The following is a 20,246-nucleotide window of genomic DNA, read 5'->3' as shown; positions in this document are numbered from 1 at the left end:
GAGCGAGGCAGGCGCGTGCTCGTTCGGTAGGAGGAGTTAGTGCGTTCCGCCTTTGTCTCGGCTTTGCGGACACAGGATTTGCGACGGAAGATCCTTTTCGTCATCGGCATCATCATCCTGTACCGCCTGGGAGCGACCATCCCTTCGCCCGGCGTCGACTACCGCCAGGTCCAGTCCTGCCTCGATGAGGTCTCGCGTGGTGACTCCGCGGGCATCTACTCCCTCATCAACATGTTCTCCGGCGGCGCATTGCTGCAGCTGTCGGTGTTCGCGATCGGCATCATGCCGTACATCACCGCGAGCATCATCGTGCAGCTGCTCACCGTGGTGATCCCGCGGTTCGAGCAGCTCCGCAAGGAAGGCCAGTCCGGCCAGGCGAAGATGACGCAGTACACCCGCTACCTCACGGTGGCGTTGGCACTGCTGCAGTCGACCGGCATCGTGGCCCTCGCCGACCGTGGCGACCTGCTCCGCGACTGCTCCAACGGCGCGAACATCCTCAACGACAAGTCGATCTTCGGGCTGATCATCATCGTGCTGGTCATGACCGCGGGTGCCTGTGTCGTCATGTGGTTCGGTGAGCTCATCACCGAGCGCGGCATCGGCAACGGCATGTCGCTGATGATCTTCGCCGGTATCGCCGCACGCATCCCGTCCGAGGGCAAGCAGATCCTCGACACCCGCGGTGGCCTGGTGTTCTTCCTGGTCCTGGTGGCGGCGGTGATCATCGTCGCAGGCGTGGTCTTCATCGAGCAGGGCCAGAGACGAATACCCGTGCAGTACGCCAAACGCATGGTCGGCAGGAAGATGTACGGCGGCTCGTCGACCTACCTGCCCCTCAAGGTCAACCAGGCCGGCGTCATCCCCGTGATCTTCGCGTCGTCGCTGCTGTACCTGCCCAACCTGATCGTCCAGCTGACGCAGAGCAGCAGTGGCGAGCAGCCGTGGTGGCAGCGTCAGATCCAGACGTACCTCGTCGACCCCAGCAACGGTGTCTACATCGCCGTGTACTTCCTGATGATCATCTTCTTCACGTACTTCTACGTGGCGGTGACGTTCAATCCGCAGGAGCGCGCCGACGAGATGAAGAAGTACGGCGGGTTCATCCCCGGCATCCGACCGGGTCAGCCCACCGCCGACTACCTCGGCTACGTCCTGTCCCGCATCACGCTGCCCGGCTCGATCTACCTCGGTGTGATCGCGGTCCTGCCCAACCTGTTCCTCGAGATCGGCAACAGCGGCGGTGTGCAGAACCTGCCGTTCGGTGGCACCGCGGTGCTGATCATGGTGGGCGTCGGACTCGACACCGTGAAGCAGATCAACAGCCAGCTGATGCAGCGCAAGTACGAAGGGTTCCTCAAGTGAGACTCGTGATCCTCGGCCCTCCGGGGGCAGGCAAGGGAACGCAGGCCGAGATGCTCTCGGAGAGCCTCGGCATCCCGCACATCTCCACCGGGGACCTGTTCCGCGCCAATATCACCGAGGGCACGCCCGTCGGCATCGAGGCCAAGAAGTACCTCGACGCGGGCAACCTCGTCCCCTCGGAGATCACGGTCGACATGGTCCGTGCCCGCGTCGGTGAGCCCGACGCGGTCAACGGCTTCATCCTCGACGGGTTCCCGCGGTCGACCGAGCAGGCCGACGCGTTGACGGCGATCCTGGCCGACAGCGACCACTCGCTCGACGCGGTGCTGTCGTTCGAGGTGGACGAGGACGTCGTGGTCGAGCGCATGCTCGCCCGCGGTCGCGCCGACGACACCGAGGACGTCATCCGTAACCGGATGCAGGTCTACATCAAGGAGACCTCGCCGCTGCTGGACTACTACGCGGAGCAGGTCACCGTCATCGACGCCATCGGTGATGTCGGCGAGGTGCACCAGCGTGTGCTCCGCGCCCTGAACGACTGACACGCGTCATGGGTCTGCGCAAGGCGAAGGTCGTCCCGTTCCGCACCGCCGGTGAGCTCGACGCCATGGATGCCGCGGGCGCGGTGGTCGGGGCCGCACTCGTCGCCGTCCGTGCCGCGGCCGGCCCCGGGGTCACCACGCTCGACCTGGACAAGGTCGCCGAGGCCGTCATCCGTGACGCCGGTGCCGTGCCGTCGTTCCTCGGCTATCACGGTTTCCCTGGATCGATCTGCAGCTCGGTCAACGACGTCGTCGTGCACGGGATCCCGTCGGACGAGACGGTGCTGACCGACGGCGATCTCGTGTCGATCGACTGCGGCGCGATTCTCGACGGCTGGCACGGCGACTCGGCGTGGACCTTCGGCATCGGGGGCCTCGGCGAGGACGACGAGAAGCTCAACGAGGCAACGCGTACGGCCATGGAGGCAGGCATCGCGGCGATGGTCCCGGGCAACCGGTTGACCGATGTCTCGCACGCGATCGAGCTGGGCACCCGCGCCGCCGAGGAACGCCTCGGCCGCTCCTTCGGGATCGTCGCCGGGTACGGCGGGCACGGTATCGGCAGACAGATGCACATGGAGCCGTTCCTGGCCAACGAGGGCAAGCCCAATCGTGGCCCGCAGCTCGTGGTCGGCAGCACCCTGGCCATCGAGCCGATGCTCACCCTCGGAACCGTGGAAACCTCTGTCTGCGAGGACGAATGGACCATCGTCACCGACGACGGGTCGCGCGCATCGCACTGGGAACACACCGTCGCGGTGACCGAGGACGGTCCGCGGATCCTCACACGACGGCCGTAGGGCACACACGACGTAGCCGGTTGTCCCGCCCCGCGGGAGGAGCAGCTACCTCGGTGTCAGATCTCGATCGGGATCGTCACCGGCCCGTCGTTGATGCTGCTGACCATCATGTGCGCGCCGAACACGCCGGTGCTCACCGTCGCACCAAGAACCCGTAGCGCGGCGACGACCTCGTCGACCAGGGGCTGCGCCACCGGGCCGGGGGCCGCGGCGTTCCACGACGGCCGGCGCCCCTTGGACACGTTGGCGTAGAGGGTGAACTGGCTGACGACGAGAACCGGGGCGTCGGCGTCGGCGGCACTCACCTCGCCGTCGAGGATGCGCAGGCGCCAGATCTTCTCGGCGAGTGCACGTGCGGTGTCGGTGGTGTCGGAATGGGTGGCACCGACCAGCACCAGCAGCCCCTGGGATCCGGCAGGCGGGTCGATCGCGCCGACGACCTCACCGTCGACCGACACCGACGCCGACGACACCCGGGTGACGATTGCTCGCATGCGGCCAACCTAACCCGCGGGCAATCGACCCCGTCGAAATGCATCAAGAACGCGGCCGAGCCCGTAGAGATCGCGTCAACACGCTCCCGCAGGCGCGCGCCGACGAGCAGTGTCGTCCCGGTGACCACGACGCAACCGACCCCGGCCGCAGTCCATCGACCGGGGCAGGCGCGTACCCCGCTCACCGCCCGCGGTGTCGTCATCGTGCCGGTCGACGACGCGGCCGTCCTTCACGAGGCAATCGTGCGATCCCGCCCGTTCGGTCGGGCGCTGCGGGCGGTGCACGTGTTCGCGCCGGGCGAGGACCACGCCGAGTTCCGTGGACAGTGGCGGACGCGGCACCCCCTGATCGAATTGGTCGAACTCGAACGCCCGGTCGACGCCGGCGTCATCGAGACCCTGGTCGACTGGATCGACGTGGAGAGTCGGATCGACGACGTGCTGGTCGTCATCGCCGACGACGACGGCCGCCGGTTGCTCCACGCGATCCCGGTCGGCCGTGGTCGCGACCTGGAGCGAGCCCTCACCCGCAGGACGGGTGCGCTCGTCGCGCGCGTGCACTGCGAATCGGTGCTCGAACCCCGGACACCGCCCTCGCGGAAGGGATGACGGCGTCGGGGAGTTGAATCAGGACATGCATGGATTCGGAACGCACGGGGTGTGGACAGGTTTCTCGACGCTGACGGGCGAGCAGGCGGCCCGCATCGAACAACTCGGTTACGGCACCATCTGGTTGGGCGGGTCCGCGCCGACGCTGGCACCGGTCCGGGCGGTCCTCGAGGCGACCGACGAGATCCGCGTCGCCACCGGCATCACCAACATCTGGAACACCGAACCCGCGGCCATCGCCGGTGAGTTCGCCGCGCTCGAGACCGACTTCCCGGGGCGATTCTATCTCGGCATCGGGGTGGGGCACCGCGAGGCGACGCAGGAGTACGCCTCGCCGTATCAGTCGATGGTCGCCTACCTCGACGTGCTCGACGACGCGGGCGTGCCCGCCGATCGACGCATCCTCGCCGCTCTCGGACCGAAGATGTTGCGTCTGTCCGCCGACCGCGCGCTCGGCGCGCACCCGTACCTGACGACCCCCGCGCACACGACCTACGCCCGCGACATCCTCGGACCCGACGCCCTGCTCGCCCCCGAACACAAGATCGTCCTCGACACCGACCCGGTGACCGCGCGCGCGATCGGCCGTCCGCCCGTCGACACCCCGTACCTGCACCTGGCCAACTACGTGGCCAACCTCAAGCGGCTGGGGTACACCGACTCCGACATCGCCGACGGCGGCAGCGACGCGCTGATCGACGACCTGGTGGCGCACGGTGACAAGGACACGATCCGCGATCAGGTGGACGCGCATCTCGCCGCGGGCGCCGACCATGTCGCCATCCAGGTGCTCGGTGCGCCGGAGTCCACGCACGACATCACCGACGTGCTGGAGCAGCTGACGGCCGGCTAGGCAGCAATTTGGCTTGTCGCCTGCGGAAAGCGTAAAGTGGATCGCTGGTGCGCTTCGCGCCGGTACTCCTGTGCCCACAGGTCAGATGGTTCGCCGTCCGGTCTGCGCAGATCCGGCGAATCGACGCAGGTCCCGCCGAGTCTCTCGGCGCCCCGCCCGACGTGCGTACCGACACGGTAAACGAGATGTCGCCGCCACGTGCGAGCGACAGAGATTGTGGAGGACATGGCCAAGAAAGACGGCGCCATCGAGGTCGAGGGTCGCGTGGTCGAGCCCCTGCCCAATGCGATGTTCCGCATTGAGCTGGAGAACGGTCACAAGGTGCTCGCGCACATCAGTGGCAAGATGCGGCAGCACTACATCCGCATCCTGCCGGAGGACCGCGTGGTCGTGGAGCTGTCGCCCTATGACCTCGCCCGCGGTCGGATCGTCTACCGGTACAAGTAACGAACTCCCCGGACATCTCGTCCGGGAAGCACCACCCACCTCCCTGATCGCTTCGGCGTGCCGGGAGGAACTCACCACCACGAGAGGCACAACGACGTGAAGGTCAAGCCGAGCGTCAAGCCGATCTGTGAGAAGTGCAAGGTGATCCGTCGTAACGGTCGGGTCATGGTGATCTGCGACAACCTGCGCCACAAGCAGCGTCAGGGCTGATCTGCACTCGATACGGCCGAAGGTCGCATCACAGATCGCTTGTCAGTAACACCTGAAAAGCGCGACACAACTGAATATCGAGCACCACATGGAACTCCCAACACCAGCGACCACATTCGCGTGATCGCCCACCTCCGGACGAAGGCCGGAGCCCCGGATCTCGATTCGCGGGGACGGACTGGGAGCAGACCTTCGAAACGAAAAGGAAATGCCAGATGGCACGTGTTTCTGGTGTAGACCTCCCGCGTGAGAAGCGCTTGGAGATCGCACTGACATACATCTACGGGGTGGGTCGCACCACCTCGAAGGAAATCCTGGCCGGAACCGGACTCAGCGCCGACCTCCGCGCCAAGGATCTGACCGACGCCGATGTCGCGAAGCTTCGTGAGTACATCGAAGCCTCGGTGAAGGTCGAAGGTGACCTGCGACGCGAGGTGCAGGGCGATATCCGTCGAAAGATCGAGATCGGCTGCTACCAGGGGATCCGGCATCGCCGTGGTCTGCCCGTCCGTGGACAGCGCACCAAGACCAACGCCCGCACCCGTAAGGGACCCAAGAAGACCATCGCCGGGAAGAAGAAGTAATGCCCCCCAAGTCACGTAGTGCGGGCCCCAAGAAGGGCACGCGGCGTCGCGAGAAGAAGAACGTCCCGCACGGCAGCGCGCACATCAAGTCCACGTTCAACAACACGATCGTCTCGATCACCGACCCCGCGGGCAACGTCATCGCGTGGGCCTCGTCGGGACACGTCGGCTTCAAGGGTTCGCGTAAGAGCACCCCGTTCGCCGCGCAGCTCGCGGCCGAGAACGCCGCCCGCAAGGCGCAGGAGCACGGCGTCAAGAAGGTCGACGTCTTCGTGAAGGGCCCGGGTTCGGGCCGCGAGACCGCGATCCGTTCACTGCAGGCCGCCGGCCTGGAGGTCGGCACGATCTCCGACGTCACCCCAGCACCCCACAACGGCTGCCGACCGCCCAAGCGGCGCCGGGTCTAGCGGGAAAGGTTAAGGAAAAACAATGGCTCGTTATACCGGACCCGCAACCAAGAAGTCGCGCCGTCTGCGCGTCGACCTCGTCGGTGGAGACCAGGCATTCGAACGTCGCCCCTACCCGCCCGGCCAGCACGGCCGCGCGCGGATCAAGGAGAGCGAATACCTGATGCAGCTGCAGGAGAAGCAGAAGGCTCGCTTCACCTACGGCGTCATGGAGAAGCAGTTCCGCCGCTACTACGAAGAGGCGAACCGTCGCAACGGCAAGACCGGTGACGAACTGCTGGCCATCCTCGAGACCCGACTCGACAACGTCGTGTACCGCGCCGGCCTGGCGCGCACCCGTCGTCAGTCGCGTCAGATGGTCACGCACGGCCACCTCACCGTCAACGGTGTGCGCGTCGACGTGCCCAGCTACCGCGTCTCGCAGTACGACATCATCGACGTCCGTCCGAAGTCGCTGCAGACCGTCCCGTTCCAGATCGCCCGCGAGATCCAGGGCGATCGCGTGGTGCCGGGTTGGCTGCAGGTGGTCCCGTCCACCCTGCGCATCCTGGTGCACTCGGTTCCCTCGCGTGCACAGATCGACGTGCCGCTCACCGAGCAGCTCATCGTCGAGTACTACTCGAAGTAACCCGGTCCGGTCCGCGTCGGTGTCCACCGGCGCGGATCGCTCCACCCCCCCAAGCGGCACATGCTGTTTGGTCTCTAGGGCGTCAAATAGCGGACGTCCACACAGGAGGAACACCTTTACATGCTCATCTCACAGCGACCCACACTCTCCGAGGAGATCGTCGCCGACGATCGGTCGAAGTTCGTCATCGAACCCCTCGAGCCGGGATTCGGTTACACCCTCGGTAACTCGCTGCGGCGCACGCTGCTGTCGTCCATCCCGGGCGCGGCGGTCACCAGCATCCGCATCGACGGAGTCCTGCACGAGTTCACCACCGTGCCGGGAGTCAAGGAAGACGTCACCGACATCATCCTGAACCTCAAGGGTCTGGTCGTCTCCTCGGAAGAGGACGAGCCGGTCACCATGTACGTGCGCAAGCAGGGACCGGGTGCCGTCACCGGCGCCGACATCGTGCCGCCCGCCGGCGTCACGGTGCACAACCCGGATCTGCACATCGCGACCCTGAACGACAAGGGCAAGCTCGAGGTCGAGCTCGTCGTCGAGCGTGGTCGCGGATACGTCCCCGCCGTGCAGAACAAGGCGTCGGGCGCCGAGATCGGCCGCATCCCGGTCGACTCGATCTACTCGCCCGTCCTCAAGGTGACCTACAAGGTCGAGGCCACCCGTGTCGAGCAGCGCACCGACTTCGATCGTCTGGTGCTCGACGTGGAGACCAAGAACTCCATCACCGCACGGGACGCGCTGGCCTCGGCCGGCAAGACCCTGGTGGAGCTGTTCGGACTCGCCCGTGAGTTGAACGTCGAGGCCGAGGGCATCGAGATCGGTCCCTCGCCTGCCGAGGCCGATCACATCGCCTCGTTCAGCCTCCCGATCGAGGATCTCGAGCTGACCGTCCGGTCGTACAACTGTCTCAAGCGCGAAGGTGTCCACACCGTCGGCGAGCTGGTTGCCCGCACCGAGTCGGACCTGCTCGACATCCGCAACTTCGGTCAGAAGTCGATCGACGAGGTGAAGGTGAAGCTGCACGCACTGGGGTTGGCGCTCAAGGACAGCCCGGCAAGCTTCGATCCGTCGCAGGTCGCGGGATACGACCCCGCCACCGGCACCTGGTCCGACCCCGCAGCCTTCGGTGATGCGGATGCGGGCGAAGACTACGCAGAGACCGAACAGCTCTAACCACACATCTTCTCCCGGCCGAGAGGCCGCGAGCTCTTCAAGGAGTCATCAATGCCCAAGCCCACCAAGGGGCGCCGCCTCGGCGGTTCGGCCTCGCACCAGAAGGCGATGCTGGCGAACCTCGCCACCGCGCTCTTCGAGCACGACCGGATCTCCACGACCGAGGCCAAGGCCAAGCGCCTGCGCCCGTACGCGGAGAAGCTGATCACCCATGCGAAGGCGGGCAATCTGGCTCACCGTCGCGAGGTGCTCAAGGACATCCGTGACAAGGACATCGTCCACAAGCTGTTCGCCGAGATCGGGCCGTCGTTCGCCGATCGCGACGGTGGCTACACCCGCATCGTCAAGACACTGCCGCGCAAGGGCGACAACGCCCCCATGGCCGTGATCGAGCTCGTGACCGGGTCGACCGCATCGTCGGAGGCCAGCCGCGCCACCCGTGTCGCCGCATCGCAGAAGGCGGCCCCGGCCGCTGCTGCGGAGTCCGACGCACCGGCCGAGGCCGCCGAGGCCGCGCAGGACGACAACAACGTCGTCGCGCAGGTCCAGGCCGACGCCCCCGACGCCGCCGTCGAGAACGCCGACGCCGTCGCCGAGGGCACCACCGAGGAGTCCTGGGCCGAGAGTGCCGCAGAGATCTCCGACGAGGACGCCACGTCGGACGAGAAGTCCGACGACAAGTGAGCTGATCGCTCACGCACGATGAACACCGACGAACCCGCCGTTGACGCTGTCGACGGCGGGTTCCGTCGTTCCGGGGCCGCCGGTCCCACGCCACCGTCGGACACCGTGCGGCTGCGTCTCGACATCGGTTACGACGGCACCGATTTCGCCGGGTGGGCCCGTCAGCCGGGACTGCGCACGGTGTGCGGCGAGATCGAGCGGGTACTGACCACGATCCTGCGCGAGCCGATCACCCTGACCGTGGCCGGGCGCACCGACGCGGGCGTCCACGCCGTCGGGCAGGTCGCGCACTGCGATGTCACGCGCGCCTCGCTCGACACCCGCTCCATCGCCGGCGATCCGGCCATGCTGGTCCGGCGGATGGCGAAGATGCTGCCCCCGGACGCGCGGGTCAAGGCCGTCGAGGAGGTGTCGTCGGACTTCGACGCTCGCTTCGCGGCCCTGCGCAGGCACTACCGCTACCGACTCACCGACGCGCCGTTCGGCGCCGAACCCCTCCGGGCCCGCGACACCGCGCACTGGACCCGACCGCTCGACCTCGAGCGCATGCGAGCGGCGTCGGACACCCTGATCGGACTGCACGACTTCGCTGCGTTCTGCAAACGTCGCGAGGGAGCGACCACCGTCCGCGATCTGCAGCGGTTCGACTGGTCCGCCGATCCGGACGGCGTCCTCACCGCGCACGTCAGTGCCGATGCGTTCTGCTGGTCGATGGTGCGCTCGCTGGTGGGCGCGGTCGGTGCGGTCGGGGAGGGGCGCCGCAGCATCGAGTGGTGCGCCGGCCTCCTGGCCGAGCGCAGTCGGTCGAGTTCGGTCCCCGTCGCCCCGGCCTGTGGGCTCACCCTCATCGGGGTCGACTACCCGCCCGCCGACCAGTGGGCGCAGCGGGGCGAGACCACCCGGGAGGTCCGCGGGGCGATCGGCTGCTGCGGTGCGGACCCGTCCGGGTCCTGACGTCAGGGCCGCAGGATCTGCCCGCGGCTGTCGCGTACGCCGCCGGAGAACATCATGATCGCGTCGACCAGGGTCCAGATGCCGAGCGCGAGCAAAATGAGCACCCCGACGACGAAGAACACCGTCACCCATCCGAGGATCAGCGTGATGAGCTGCGCGATCGCGATCCCGTTGTGGCCCAGGTAGAACCGACCCGCACCGAACCCGCCGAGGAACAACTGCAGCAGTCCCGCGCTCGTCTTGGACTTGTCCGACAGCGGGGTGCCGGTCGCCGGGTCACGCCCGAAGGGCGCCCACGGGTCGGCGATACCGGCGAATCCGGGTACCGAGTATCCGGGCTGCCCGTAGCCCGGTGCCGGGGGCTGCTGCGCGTACGGCGCGGTCGGGTACCCCTGGGGTGGCAGCGACTGACCCGGGTACGCCTGTTGGCCGTATTGCGGGGTGCCGTACTGCGACGGGTCGTATGACGGAGCGCCGTAGGGAGGCGTCGCCGACCAGCCGTCCGGGGCGGGATCTGGGGTCTCGGTCATGCGTCGATGGTCCCACGTCCCCGGTGGCCGTGTGCGTCGATGAGGTCGCTCAGGTGGCGCTGCGTTCCTCGGCCATCGCGTCGAGCACCGCCAACTGCACCGACTCGTCGCCCGTGAGGTCGGCGGTGGCCGCGCCGGCGCTGAGCAGACGCGACCATTCGAGGGGATCGTGCACCATCGGCGTCGTGCTCGTCACGAACTGCTCGACGAGGTCCACGAAGCGGGTCGGGTCGTCGTGGTACGGGAAGTGCCCGGCGCCGGCGAAGGTGGCGAGGGTGGAATGCGGCATGGCCGAATGGGCGAGCAGCGCATGGGCGTAGGGGATGACGGTGTCGTCGGTACCCCACACCAGCATCACCGGGAGGCGCTCGGTCAGGTAGCTGCGGTCGAGCATGGTGACCACCTGACCCCGCCAGTCGACCACCGCCCGCAGGGTGCGGATGAACGCCGAGTGTGCGGTGGGGTCGATGAGCCCGTTGACGATGCGCATCACCTCGACCGCATCGTGCAGCTGGCTGCGCACGGCCGCGGGGGCGGGCAACGACCGGATCCGCGAGGTGCGGGCGAGCGCCGCGGTACATCGCCCGACGAGATGGGCCGCCGGGACGAGTCCGGGTAGACGCAGCCCGGCGATGGCCTGGTCGAAGCCCGGGAGTGCGAGCAGTCGCAGCAGCGGGCTCACATCGCGGGTGACGCCGCCGGCGGCCACGAGCACCAGGCGTTCGACGAACTCGGGGAACTGGTAGCAGAACTGCATCGCCACACCGCCGCCGAGGGAGTGGCCGACGACCGTCACACGGCGGATGTTCAGCACCGACAGCAGGTCCCGCATGCCGTTGGCGTAGGCCGCCACCGAATAGTCTGCACGGGGCTTGTCCGACAGCCCGTGTCCGAGCAGGTCCGGCGCGATGATCGTGTAGTGCTGGGCGAGCATGTCGATGACCTCGGTCCACGTCGACGAGTTGTCGCCGATGCCGTGGATGAGCAGCAGTGCGGGTCCGCTGCCGGCCACGCGGTAGGCACGCCGATACCCGTGGATCGTCTTGAACTCGACCGACTGGGCTGAGGTCGGGACAGGGCGCAACACCGTCGATTTCGCCACGGGGCCACTCCTCGCTCTCCGGAGCGGCCTCGTCTGTGACACCGCGTCGACTCCCAGTGAACCCCAGGTTGGCCGCACCCGCTGACCACGGGCGCCGATCGGTACGGATGACCGGGGGATGAACTCCCGGACTCGGGACGGTGAAACCTGCTGACCGCCCGGGCGGACGACGCCGATCTCGGTATCGTGGGAGCAGTGAACCCGTTCGACGTGAGCTCTTTCATGGCAACGGGCGGACTGATCGGTCTCTGCGTGCTGGTGTTCTTGGAGACCGGTGTCCTCGTCGGGTTCGTCTTCCCCGGCGACTCCCTGCTCTTCACCGCGGGAATTCTTGCCGCACAACCTGATCCGTACGCCCCGCTGTGGCTGCCGTGTGTGCTCGTACCGCTGTCGGCCGCGCTCGGCGACCAGTGCGGCTACTTCATCGGACGCCGGCTGGGGGCCGGGGTGCTGCAGGGACGGGTCATGCGGTTCATCGGCCCCGAACCCGTCGACCGGACCCACCGGTTCTTCGAGCGGTACGGGCCCCTGACGGTGTTCTTCGGGCGCTTCATCGGCATCGTGCGGACCCTGGTCCCGCTGCTCGCCGGGTTCACCCGGATGCGCCATCGGGACTTCACGATCTTCTCCGTCCTGGGCAGCACCTTCTGGGGCGCCGGGATCATCGTGCTCGGCTACCTGCTGGGCGACGTGACGATCATCGCCGAGAACATCGACCTGATGATCATGGCGTCGGCGGCCACGGTGATCGTGCCCATCACCGTCCACCTCATCCGCCGCGGACTCGCGCGTCGCCGGGCGAACCGCGCCGAGGCGCCCGACGACGTCATGCCGGACGTGGCGGCGACCGAGGCCGACGAGCGGCCGGTCACCGCCCGCGGTCACTGATAGAACGGATCCGTCCGACGCAGGTTGGTCGAGGAGAAGTCGTCGGCGACGGTCGCGGCCAACTCGACCAGCGCCCGATGGGTGCCCTTGCCCAGCAGCTCGAGGTCCATCTCGGCGCCCTCGGCGAGGTGATCGTCGAACGGGATCATCTGCACCGCGCGGCACCGGGTCAGGAAGTGCTGACTGAGCTGCTTGGTGTCGATGGTCGACGCGCCCGATCGCGACGAGCTCAGGACCACGACCGCGCGGCTGACGAGGTGGCCGTAGCCGTGTGCCTGCAGCCAGTCCAACGTCGCGCCCGCGCTGCGTGCGCCGTCGATCGCCGGTGAGCTGACCAGGATCAACGCGTTGGCCAGGTCGAGGACACCGTTCATCGCCGAGTGGCTCAGTCCGGTGCCGCAGTCGGTGAGGATGATGTTGTAGAACCGCTGCAGGACGCGCATCACGCCGCGGTAGTCCTGTTCGCTGAAGGCCTCGGCGACGGCCGGATCCCGTTCGGAGGCAAGGACTTCCAGGCGGCTCGGACTCTGCGATGTGTGGGCCCGGACGTCGGAGTACCGGTAGATCGAGGTGTCGGCGAGCAGATCGCGAACGGTGGACCGTGTCTGCTGCGGGATCCGCTGGGCCAGCGTGCCGAGGTCGGGGTTCGCGTCGACCGCGATGACCCGGTCCCCGCGCAGCGAGGAGTAGATCGATCCGAGGCCGACCGTGGTGGTCGTCTTGCCGACGCCACCCTTGAGCGAGAGGACGGCGATCCGGTAGTCGCCGCGGACCGGCCGGTTCACGCGTTCGACGAGCTGTTGGTAGTAGAGGTCGTCGGGGGAGTCACCGGGGTTGATCGCGCCCGCCGAGATCCGGTGCACGGCGCGACGCCACCCGCTGCCCGGGGCGCGACGGGCTTTGCGCAGCAACGCGACCTCGTCGATCGACGATCGTCCCGGCCGGTTCTCCGCCGGCGCCGATGAACCCGGGGGACGTCCGAACGGATCCGACGCGGGGTTGATCGGCGGCTGGTGCTGCGGGGCCTCGGGGCCGGGACCCTGCTGCCCGTTCTGCCCCTGCGGTCCGTTGTGCCACGGGGCGCCCTGCCCGGGTGGCGGGCCGGGCGCGAACTGGGGCTCGTGCTGACCGGGGCCGGGGTCGAACGGGGGACGGTGCTGCTCGAACTGGGGCGGGAACGGCGGCTGACCGTACTGCGGGTTCTGCGGGTACGAGGGCTGGTCGTACTGGGGTGACGAGGAGTAGGGGGGCGGATCGGCCGGGCCGGGCCGGTCGAAGGGCGGTGTCGGCGGCGGTGCGTCGGACCCGACGGTCGGGATCCATCGCGTCGCGTCGTCGAGGCCCTCGGCGCGCTGCGGCGGACCGTCCGGCAGCCAGGACGGGGGAGCGGTGTGCGGTGGTGTGGAGGTTTCGCGCTCGATGGAGTCGAACTCCGGGGTGCCTGCCCCGTCGGGGGCGGTCTCGTGGTCCATGTGACGCCCGGCCGATCGTTGATCGGGGTCCTGCGCGGCCGAGGTGTCGGCGGCCTCGGATGCGGATCCGTCACGTTCGTCCCCGGCGCCGGTTCGTAGCCACGGAGGTGTGCCGTTGTTGTCGAAACTCACTGCAAGATTCCCCTGACGATGACGTGACCGGCGCAAATGTGTCGTCCGCGGTGAAGCCGTGCGTCTCGAACCCGACCCCCCGCCGGGCCCGGGGAGTCCCCGAGCAGCCGGCAGGACGAGTTTACTACCGGCAATCTCGCCGACGATGGACACCCGATGTGTGCACAGCATCGTCTCCGTCCACAACCGAATCCGCGCGAGACGGTGAATCTGCCCATGAGCCGCTCGCATCCGGCACCCACGGTGGTGGCCTGTGGCACCATCTGTGCACGCGGTGTGGCCGCGCAGCTCCGCCGGGGGAGGTCGTACGGGTGAACGTGAGGACGACGAGCGCAGCAGAGGTGTCGCTCAGTTCGGACGCGCTCGTCCGGCTGGGTCTGGCCGGCGGTGTCGCGGCATGGCCCTCGGTGCTCGACCTGGTCCCGCCCGACGGACTGACCGGTGACGGCCCGACTGTCGGCGACGCCCCGCTCGAGCAGATGCGCGCCGTCGGACTCGTCGACGAGCTGGCCCGGCCGACGCCGTGGACCGAGGCGACCCTGGCGGTCCTCGGGACGCCCGAGGCGCAGATCGACATCTGCATCACCGACGACACGGCCATCCACCGGGCCTGCCTCGCGCGCCGGGGTTTCGACCACGTCTTCGCGGTGCGCTCGGGCGACACCATCGAGCTGTCGGCCCCGCGGATCGTCGACGTCGACGACATCGGACGGGTGGTCGGGTCGGTGTTCGGCGCCGCCGAGGTGGCCCGGTTCGCCGGGCTCAGCGTGCCCACCAACGAGCTCCGCGACCGACTCGACCGCTGTGAGTGCATCGATGACTATGCGGCCTGCTTCTGTGCGGTCGGAGCTACCCGGGCCGACGCCCACACCATGTCGCTGGCGTTCGAGACCTGCCGCGTGCGTGGAGACCTGGTCGCCACCTCGACCGTCGATGGCGTCCGCACCGAGTCGTCGGGAACGGTGTCGGTCTACGACACCGACCACGGCCGGATCATCGCCGAACCCAGCATCGCCCGCGACGGCCGGATGTGGACGACGATCGCACCCGGTTCGGGGGACCGGATGGGACACGCGGTGAACCAGCTCCTGGAGACCATGCGCGGGCCGGGCTGGATGCCCTGACGCCGCACGAGCCCGCTGACCGGATCGCGCCCATGTCCGGATCGCGCGCATTGCACCGACATCCACCGCCACGGGCGTTAGGGTTCACCGGTACATCTCACCGGTGACGGAAGGACCCCATGTCGGCCGAGGGCTCGAAGAAGGCGATCATCGCGGCGCTCGCGGCCAACGCGGGGATCGCCGCGGCGAAGTTCGTCGGGTTCGCGATCACGGGATCGTCGTCGATGCTCGCCGAGGCCGTCCACTCGGTGGCCGACACCTCGAATCAGGGCCTCCTGCTCCTCGGGCAACGGGAGGCCGCCAAGTCGGCAAACCGGTTGCACCCCTTCGGTTACGGCCGCAGCCGCTACTTCTATTCCTTCGTCGTGGCGCTGGTGCTGTTCACGCTCGGATCGCTGTTCGCGATCTACGAGGGGTACGAGAAGATCGTGCATCCGCACGAACTCGAGTCGCCGATCGTCGCCGTCGTCATCCTTCTCCTGGCCATCTGCCTCGAGGGCTACAGCTTCTCCACCGCCTACCGCGAGTCGCGTCCACTCAAGGGCAGCGCGTCCTGGTGGCGGTTCATCCGCAACTCACGCAACCCCGAACTGCCGGTGGTGCTCCTCGAGGACACCGGCGCGTTGATCGGACTCGCATTCGCTCTCGGCGGCGTCGGACTCGCGACCATCACCGGCGACGCGGTGTGGGACGGCATCGGCACCCTCGCGATCGGGATCCTGCTCGGCGTCATCGCCGTCATCCTCATCGTCGAGATGCACAGTCTTCTCATCGGTGAGGGCGCCACCGCCTCCGACGAGAAGACCTTGATGACCGCCCTGGGGTCCGAACCCGGCATCGACCGCGTCATCCACATGAAGACGCAGTACCTCGGGCCCGACGAACTGCTCGTCGCCGCGAAGTTCGCCACCCCCGCCGGCGCCAGTGCGCTACAGATCGCCGACACCATCAACTCGGCGGAGGCGAAGATCCGCGAGACCCTGCCGATCGCGCGGGTCATCTACCTCGAGCCCGACATAGACCGGGGAATGTGACACCCGCCACCGTCGGCATGGCAAGGTGAGCAACACCGAGAAATCCGACATCCATCCGGCCGAGATCCCGACCGGGTGCGTCACGTCCCGACCGTCAGGAGTTCGCAATGACGCGATCTGACCCCGCGCCGCAGCGCTCGATACGGCACTCGCTCACCCGCACCAAGTCGGTGGAGCAGTCGATGGCCGACACCGACGAGCCCGGTTCGCAGCTCAAGAAGAGCCTCACCTGGATCGACCTCACCGTCTTCGGTGTGTCCGTGGTCATCGGCGCGGGCATCTTCACCATCACCGCCTCCACCGCAGGCAATCTCGCGGGCCCGGCCATCTCGATCTCGTTCATCATGGCGGCCATCGCCTGTGGGCTCGCGGCCCTCTGTTACGCGGAGTTCGCCTCGACCGTTCCGGTCGCCGGTTCGGCGTACACCTTCGGCTACGCGACCTTCGGTGAGTTCCTCGCCTGGATCCTGGGCTGGGACCTCGTCCTCGAGTTCGCGGTCGGCGCCGCGGTGGTCTCCAAGGGGTGGTCGAGCTATCTCGGCACGGTGTTCGGGTTCTCCGGCGGCACCGCCGAGGTCGGCGGACTCGACGTCGACTGGGGTGCACTGGTCATCGTCGCGGCCATCACGTCGCTGCTGGTGCTGGGGACCAAGCTGTCGTCCCGGGTCAGCGCGGTCATCACCGCCGTGAAGGTGGCGGTGGTCCTGCTGGTCATCATCGTCGGGTTCTTCTACGTCAAGACCTCGAACTACTCGAACTTCATCCCCGAATCCGAGCCGTCGGAGAGCGGTGGCAAGTCCGTCGAGTCCACGCTGTTCTCGCTCATCACCGGCGGCGGCGACTCGAACTACGGCTGGTACGGACTCCTCGCGGCCGCATCGATCGTGTTCTTCGCGTTCATCGGTTTCGACGTCGTCGCGACCACCGCGGAGGAGACGAAGAACCCCAAACGCGATGTGCCGCGCGGCATCCTGACCTCGCTGGCGATCGTGACCGTCCTCTACGTGCTCGTCACCATCGTCGTCACCGGCATGGTCAACTACAAGGAACTCGCGACTTCGGCGGGCAACGGCGAACCCAAGAACCTCGCCTACGCGTTCGGGCTGAACGGCATCACCTGGGCCGAGAAGGCGATCTCCATCGGCGCGCTCGCCGGACTCACCACGGTGGTGATGGTGCTGATGCTCGGCCAGGCCCGCGTGCTGTTCGCCATGAGCCGCGACGGACTGCTGCCCCGCGGACTCGGCAAGACCAGCGCCCGGGGCACGCCTGCCCGCATCCAGATCCTGGTCGGCGTCGTGGTCGCGGTGGTCGCCGGGTTCTTCCCCATCGACAAGCTCGAGGAGATGGTCAACGTCGGCACGCTGTTCGCGTTCGTCGTCGTGGCCGCCGGTGTCATCGTCCTGCGTCGCAAGCGCCCTGATCTCAAGCGCGGGTTCACCGTCCCGTGGATGCCGGTCATCCCGATCCTCGCGATCGTGTCCTGCGTCTGGCTGATGCTGAACCTGTCCGCCCTGACGTGGATCCGCTTCGTCGTCTGGATGGCGATCGGCGTGGCGTTCTACTTCGCCTACAGCCGACGGCACTCGATGGTCGGCAGGCGCGAACGCGGCGAGGTCGATTCGGTCGACGGCAAGGCGACCCACCCGGTGGGCTCCCAGACCTGACCCCCGAGGCGCCCCACTGTCCCGGCACCCCGTCGATCACCCGATCGGCGGGGTGTCGTCGTATCTGTGGGTGGGCCGCCGAATGTCGACATCGCCTGTTGATTTACAAATTTGATTGTTTGTATAGCCAATCGACGTAGCGTCATCTATTGTCAAGATGAGAAGTGATGCACGGCACAAGGAGGCGTACGAGCATGAGCAGTGAGACCCAGGAACGATCACCCGCTCCCATCAGTGAATGGCGGGACCGCAAGCGCTACATGTGGCTGTTCGGACTGGTGCCGCCGACCGCGGTGTTCCTGGCGCTCGGCCTCGTGGCCGGCCTGAACGCACTCGGGGCGGACGTCGTGACGCCGGTGTTCTGGTGGATCGGCCCGATCCTGGTCTACGTGTTGCTGCCGCTTCTCGACATCTTCTTCGGCCCGGACGGTCAGAACCCACCGGACGAGGTGATGGAGGCGTTGGAGAACGACAAGTACTACCGCTACTGCACCTACGCCTACATCCCGTTCCAGATCGCGACGCTCATCCTGGCCTGCTACCTGTGGACGGCGGACAACCTCAGCTGGATCGGCATCGACGGGGGCCTCGGGTTGGTGTCGAAGATCGGTCTGGCCATCTCGGTCGGGGTGATGGGTGGCGTCGGCATCAACACCGCGCACGAGATGGGGCACAAGAAGGCCTCGCTGGAGCGGTGGCTGTCGAAGATCACGCTGGCCCAGACGTTCTACGGCCACTTCTTCATCGAGCACAACCGCGGCCACCACGTCCGCGTCGCGACCCCCGAGGATCCGGCGAGTTCGCGTTTCGGGGAGAGCTTCTGGCGGTTCTGGCCGCGCAGCGTGATCGGCAGTCTGCGGTCGGCGTGGGGTCTGGAGAAGACCCGGATGCAGCGCCTCGAACGGCCGGTGTGGCACCCGAGCAACGACGTCCTCAACGCGTGGGCGATGAGTGTCGTGCTGTTCGCGGTGCTGACCGGGATCTTCGGATGGGGCGTCCTCCCGTTCCTGGTCATCCAGGCGATCTACGGATTCACCCTGCTCGAGACGGTCAACTACCTCGAGCACTACGGACTGCTGCGGCAGAAGACCGAGTCGGGTCGCTACGAGCGCTGCGCGCCCAAGCACAGCTGGAACTCCGACCACATCGTCACCAACATCTTCCTGTACCACCTGCAGCGGCACAGCGACCATCACGCGAACCCCACCCGGCGGTACCAGACGCTGCGCAGCTTCGACGAGGCGCCGAGCCTGCCGAGCGGCTACGCCAGCATGATCGGTCTCGCGTACTTCCCGCCGCTGTGGCGTGCGGTGATGGACCACCGGGTCGTCGAGCACTACGCCGGCGACGCCGACCGCATCAACATCCAACCCGGCAGAGAAGCCAAGGCGCGGGCCCGGATCGGCGCGCTGGCCGCGTCCGTGGGGGAGTCCGGAGCCACCTCGTGAGCGCCTACCGATGCCCCGTGTGCGATTACGTCTACGACGAGTCGGCCGGGGCGCCCCGGGAGGGCTTCGCGGCGGGTACGGCGTTCACCGACATCCCCGACGACTGGCCCTGCCCCGACTGCGGGGTCCGCGAGAAGATGGACTTCGAACCCGCCTGATCTGTTCGGGCACAGGCGTTTTCTCCCACCACGACACCTTCGACCACAGGGAACAGATCATGGACTACAAGCTCTTCATCTGCGTGCAGTGCGGCTTCGAGTACGACGAGGAGAAGGGGTGGCCCGAGGACGGCATCGTCCCGGGCACCCGCTGGGACGACATCCCCGACGACTGGAGTTGCCCGGACTGCGGGGCGGCGAAGGCCGACTTCGAGATGGTCGAGATCGCGCGCGGGTAGATGGTCGCGATGAGCGCCGTCACCGCCGGGCCGTACCTCGCCGGGATCGGTAACCTGGGCCCGGTGACCGACGTGGTGCCGGCGAAGCCGGTGGGGTATCAGCAGGCGACCAAGGCACTGCTGCGCGCCTCGCTCCTCGACGGCATGCGTGGCCTGCTCCGCAACGGCGACTGGTCGACGGTCACCATGACCGATGTCGCGGCCGCGGCCGGCGTGAGCAGGCAGACCGTCTACAACGAGTTCGGTTCCCGGCTGGGCCTGGCGCAGGCCTACGCGACCCGTCTGACCGACGAGTTCTGCACCGTGGTCACCGACGCTGTCCACCGCAACGTCGGCGAGGTGCGGAACGCGCTGCGCGAGGGATTCTCGAACTTCTTCGTGATCTCCGCGTCGGACCCGCTGGTGCAGTCGTTGCTGCGCGGCGAGGCCAAACCCGATCTGCTGCGGCTGATCACGACCGACGCCTCGCCCCTGATCACCCGGGCCAGCGACCAGCTGTCGGCCATGCTGCAACAGAGCTGGCTGGGGGTCGACCCCACCGACGCCCACCGCGTCGGCCGGGCCATCTCCCGGATGGCGCTCAGTTACATCGCCATGCCCCCCGAGGGGGATCGTGATGTCGCCGACGACCTCGCCGAGATCTTCGCCCCGGTGTTGACCTCCGCCGCGGGTGCCGCGCACCGGTGAACCGACGTGATC

At 67.6% G+C, this 20,246-nt stretch carries 25 protein-coding genes; 21 read left to right on the top strand and 4 right to left on the bottom strand.

The window, feature by feature from the left end; genetic code table 11:
- Positions 1–39 precede the first annotated feature (39 nt).
- Genes secY through map form a run of 3 tightly spaced genes read left to right on the top strand, consistent with a single transcriptional unit; the run spans position 40 to position 2,707 of the window.
- Positions 40–1,365: a preprotein translocase subunit SecY gene (gene secY / locus LX13_RS17090; protein WP_253662476.1), complete on the top strand. Its 1,326-nt coding sequence runs from the start codon at positions 40–42 to the stop codon at positions 1,363–1,365.
- The gene (locus tag LX13_RS17085; RefSeq protein WP_253662475.1) at positions 1,362–1,907 is read left to right on the top strand and encodes an adenylate kinase; all 546 of its coding nucleotides are present in this window, start codon (positions 1,362–1,364) and stop codon (positions 1,905–1,907) included. Before secY ends, LX13_RS17085 begins: the two co-directional genes overlap by 4 nt.
- 8 nt (positions 1,908–1,915) lie before the next feature.
- A complete protein-coding gene (gene map, locus LX13_RS17080; protein WP_253662474.1) occupies positions 1,916–2,707 on the top strand; it encodes a type I methionyl aminopeptidase in 792 nt (263 codons plus the stop codon).
- A 56-nt stretch (positions 2,708–2,763) separates the two neighbouring features.
- Here the strand turns inward: map and dtd are convergent, their stop codons facing one another.
- Positions 2,764–3,201, bottom strand: a complete 438-nt coding sequence (gene dtd / locus LX13_RS17075; protein ID WP_253662473.1) for a D-aminoacyl-tRNA deacylase — start codon at positions 3,199–3,201, stop codon at positions 2,764–2,766.
- A gap of 120 nt (positions 3,202–3,321) precedes the next feature.
- On the opposite strand from dtd, the gene LX13_RS17070 reads away from it, so the two are divergent.
- The 10 genes from LX13_RS17070 to truA all read left to right on the top strand — a co-directional run bounded on the left by LX13_RS17070 (position 3,322) and on the right by truA (position 9,753).
- On the top strand, positions 3,322–3,810 hold the full coding sequence (locus LX13_RS17070) for a hypothetical protein (protein WP_253662472.1): 489 nt from the start codon (positions 3,322–3,324) through the stop codon (positions 3,808–3,810).
- Positions 3,811–3,835: 25 nt separating this feature from the next.
- A complete protein-coding gene (locus tag LX13_RS17065) occupies positions 3,836–4,663 on the top strand; it encodes an LLM class F420-dependent oxidoreductase (protein WP_253662471.1) in 828 nt (275 codons plus the stop codon).
- Between the two features lie 225 nt (positions 4,664–4,888).
- Positions 4,889–5,110 (top strand): translation initiation factor IF-1, encoded by a 222-nt coding sequence (gene infA, locus LX13_RS17060; protein WP_007616247.1) that lies wholly within the window; start codon positions 4,889–4,891, stop codon positions 5,108–5,110.
- Positions 5,111–5,206: 96 nt separating this feature from the next.
- The gene (gene rpmJ, locus LX13_RS17055; RefSeq protein ID WP_009679193.1) at positions 5,207–5,320 is read left to right on the top strand and encodes a 50S ribosomal protein L36; all 114 of its coding nucleotides are present in this window, start codon (positions 5,207–5,209) and stop codon (positions 5,318–5,320) included.
- A 215-nt stretch (positions 5,321–5,535) separates the two neighbouring features.
- Positions 5,536–5,904, top strand: a complete 369-nt coding sequence (gene rpsM / locus LX13_RS17050) for a 30S ribosomal protein S13 (RefSeq protein WP_253662470.1) — start codon at positions 5,536–5,538, stop codon at positions 5,902–5,904.
- Entirely contained in the window at positions 5,904–6,311 is a 408-nt protein-coding gene (gene rpsK / locus LX13_RS17045; protein WP_188489436.1) for a 30S ribosomal protein S11, read from the top strand. The genes rpsM and rpsK overlap by 1 nt, the downstream gene beginning before the upstream one ends.
- Before the next feature lie 22 nt (positions 6,312–6,333).
- On the top strand, positions 6,334–6,939 hold the full coding sequence (rpsD, locus tag LX13_RS17040) for a 30S ribosomal protein S4 (RefSeq protein WP_188489438.1): 606 nt from the start codon (positions 6,334–6,336) through the stop codon (positions 6,937–6,939).
- Between the two features lie 120 nt (positions 6,940–7,059).
- Complete coding sequence (locus tag LX13_RS17035; RefSeq protein WP_188489440.1) at positions 7,060–8,115, top strand: DNA-directed RNA polymerase subunit alpha; 1,056 nt, start codon at positions 7,060–7,062, stop codon at positions 8,113–8,115.
- Between the two features lie 51 nt (positions 8,116–8,166).
- On the top strand, positions 8,167–8,799 hold the full coding sequence (gene rplQ / locus LX13_RS17030) for a 50S ribosomal protein L17 (protein ID WP_253662469.1): 633 nt from the start codon (positions 8,167–8,169) through the stop codon (positions 8,797–8,799).
- 18 nt (positions 8,800–8,817) lie between these two features.
- Positions 8,818–9,753, top strand: coding sequence for a tRNA pseudouridine(38-40) synthase TruA (gene truA / locus LX13_RS17025; protein WP_253662468.1), 936 nt, complete (start codon positions 8,818–8,820; stop codon positions 9,751–9,753).
- A 2-nt stretch (positions 9,754–9,755) separates the two neighbouring features.
- Here truA and LX13_RS17020 read toward each other — a convergent pair whose 3' ends face one another.
- Positions 9,756–10,283, bottom strand: a complete 528-nt coding sequence (locus LX13_RS17020; RefSeq protein ID WP_253662467.1) for a TM2 domain-containing protein — start codon at positions 10,281–10,283, stop codon at positions 9,756–9,758.
- 49 nt (positions 10,284–10,332) lie between these two features.
- A complete protein-coding gene (locus tag LX13_RS17015) occupies positions 10,333–11,427 on the bottom strand; it encodes an alpha/beta fold hydrolase (protein WP_372499929.1) in 1,095 nt (364 codons plus the stop codon).
- Positions 11,428–11,580: 153 nt separating this feature from the next.
- On the opposite strand from LX13_RS17015, the gene LX13_RS17010 reads away from it, so the two are divergent.
- Positions 11,581–12,273: a DedA family protein gene (locus LX13_RS17010; protein WP_253662465.1), complete on the top strand. Its 693-nt coding sequence runs from the start codon at positions 11,581–11,583 to the stop codon at positions 12,271–12,273.
- Here LX13_RS17010 and LX13_RS17005 read toward each other — a convergent pair.
- Positions 12,267–13,745 (bottom strand): MinD/ParA family ATP-binding protein, encoded by a 1,479-nt coding sequence (locus tag LX13_RS17005; protein ID WP_253662810.1) that lies wholly within the window; start codon positions 13,743–13,745, stop codon positions 12,267–12,269. The two genes, LX13_RS17010 and LX13_RS17005, sit on opposite strands and share 7 nt — an antisense overlap.
- 443 nt (positions 13,746–14,188) lie before the next feature.
- Between LX13_RS17005 and LX13_RS17000 the strand changes: the two genes are divergently transcribed.
- The 7 genes from LX13_RS17000 (at position 14,189) to LX13_RS16970 (ending at position 20,234) form a co-directional block, all read left to right on the top strand.
- Positions 14,189–15,001 carry an ESX secretion-associated protein EspG gene (locus LX13_RS17000; protein WP_253662464.1) on the top strand — a complete coding sequence of 271 codons (813 nt, stop codon included), beginning with the start codon at positions 14,189–14,191 and terminating at the stop codon, positions 14,999–15,001.
- Between the two features lie 119 nt (positions 15,002–15,120).
- Positions 15,121–16,035, top strand: a complete 915-nt coding sequence (locus LX13_RS16995) for a cation diffusion facilitator family transporter (RefSeq protein WP_253662463.1) — start codon at positions 15,121–15,123, stop codon at positions 16,033–16,035.
- Positions 16,036–16,142: 107 nt separating this feature from the next.
- Entirely contained in the window at positions 16,143–17,702 is a 1,560-nt protein-coding gene (locus LX13_RS16990; protein WP_253662462.1) for an APC family permease, read from the top strand.
- Positions 17,703–17,896: 194 nt separating this feature from the next.
- Complete coding sequence (locus LX13_RS16985) at positions 17,897–19,150, top strand: alkane 1-monooxygenase (protein ID WP_253662461.1); 1,254 nt, start codon at positions 17,897–17,899, stop codon at positions 19,148–19,150.
- Complete coding sequence (locus LX13_RS16980; RefSeq protein ID WP_253662460.1) at positions 19,147–19,308, top strand: rubredoxin; 162 nt, start codon at positions 19,147–19,149, stop codon at positions 19,306–19,308. The genes LX13_RS16985 and LX13_RS16980 overlap by 4 nt, the downstream gene beginning before the upstream one ends.
- A 56-nt stretch (positions 19,309–19,364) precedes the next feature.
- A complete protein-coding gene (locus LX13_RS16975) occupies positions 19,365–19,547 on the top strand; it encodes a rubredoxin (protein WP_253662809.1) in 183 nt (60 codons plus the stop codon).
- A 9-nt stretch (positions 19,548–19,556) separates the two neighbouring features.
- Positions 19,557–20,234, top strand: coding sequence for a TetR family transcriptional regulator (locus tag LX13_RS16970; protein WP_372499928.1), 678 nt, complete (start codon positions 19,557–19,559; stop codon positions 20,232–20,234).
- Positions 20,235–20,246 lie beyond the last annotated feature (12 nt).

Origin of the sequence: Williamsia maris (assembly GCF_024171815.1) — a bacterium.
Classification (GTDB): domain Bacteria; phylum Actinomycetota; class Actinomycetes; order Mycobacteriales; family Mycobacteriaceae; genus Williamsia_A; species Williamsia_A maris.
Note: the sequence above shows the minus strand (reverse complement) of the source record. Positions and strands in the feature narration are given on the sequence as shown.

Excerpts from the sequence above, each read along its gene's own strand:
- map (WP_253662474.1), top strand. The coding sequence starts at position 1,916 with ATGGGTCTGCGCAAGGCGAAGGTCGTCCCGTTCCGCACCGCCGGTGAG.
- dtd (WP_253662473.1), bottom strand. The coding sequence starts at position 3,201 with ATGCGAGCAATCGTCACCCGGGTGTCGTCGGCGTCGGTGTCGGTCGAC.
- LX13_RS17065 (WP_253662471.1), top strand. The coding sequence starts at position 3,836 with ATGCATGGATTCGGAACGCACGGGGTGTGGACAGGTTTCTCGACGCTG.
- infA (WP_007616247.1), top strand. The coding sequence starts at position 4,889 with ATGGCCAAGAAAGACGGCGCCATCGAGGTCGAGGGTCGCGTGGTCGAG.
- rpsM (WP_253662470.1), top strand. The coding sequence starts at position 5,536 with ATGGCACGTGTTTCTGGTGTAGACCTCCCGCGTGAGAAGCGCTTGGAG.
- rpsK (WP_188489436.1), top strand. The coding sequence starts at position 5,904 with ATGCCCCCCAAGTCACGTAGTGCGGGCCCCAAGAAGGGCACGCGGCGT.
- rpsD (WP_188489438.1), top strand. The coding sequence starts at position 6,334 with ATGGCTCGTTATACCGGACCCGCAACCAAGAAGTCGCGCCGTCTGCGC.
- LX13_RS17035 (WP_188489440.1), top strand. The coding sequence starts at position 7,060 with ATGCTCATCTCACAGCGACCCACACTCTCCGAGGAGATCGTCGCCGAC.
- rplQ (WP_253662469.1), top strand. The coding sequence starts at position 8,167 with ATGCCCAAGCCCACCAAGGGGCGCCGCCTCGGCGGTTCGGCCTCGCAC.
- truA (WP_253662468.1), top strand. The coding sequence starts at position 8,818 with ATGAACACCGACGAACCCGCCGTTGACGCTGTCGACGGCGGGTTCCGT.
- LX13_RS17020 (WP_253662467.1), bottom strand. The coding sequence starts at position 10,283 with ATGACCGAGACCCCAGATCCCGCCCCGGACGGCTGGTCGGCGACGCCT.
- LX13_RS17005 (WP_253662810.1), bottom strand. The coding sequence starts at position 13,745 with ATGGACCACGAGACCGCCCCCGACGGGGCAGGCACCCCGGAGTTCGAC.
- LX13_RS16995 (WP_253662463.1), top strand. The coding sequence starts at position 15,121 with ATGTCGGCCGAGGGCTCGAAGAAGGCGATCATCGCGGCGCTCGCGGCC.
- LX13_RS16990 (WP_253662462.1), top strand. The coding sequence starts at position 16,143 with ATGACGCGATCTGACCCCGCGCCGCAGCGCTCGATACGGCACTCGCTC.
- LX13_RS16985 (WP_253662461.1), top strand. The coding sequence starts at position 17,897 with ATGAGCAGTGAGACCCAGGAACGATCACCCGCTCCCATCAGTGAATGG.
- LX13_RS16970 (WP_372499928.1), top strand. The coding sequence starts at position 19,557 with ATGAGCGCCGTCACCGCCGGGCCGTACCTCGCCGGGATCGGTAACCTG.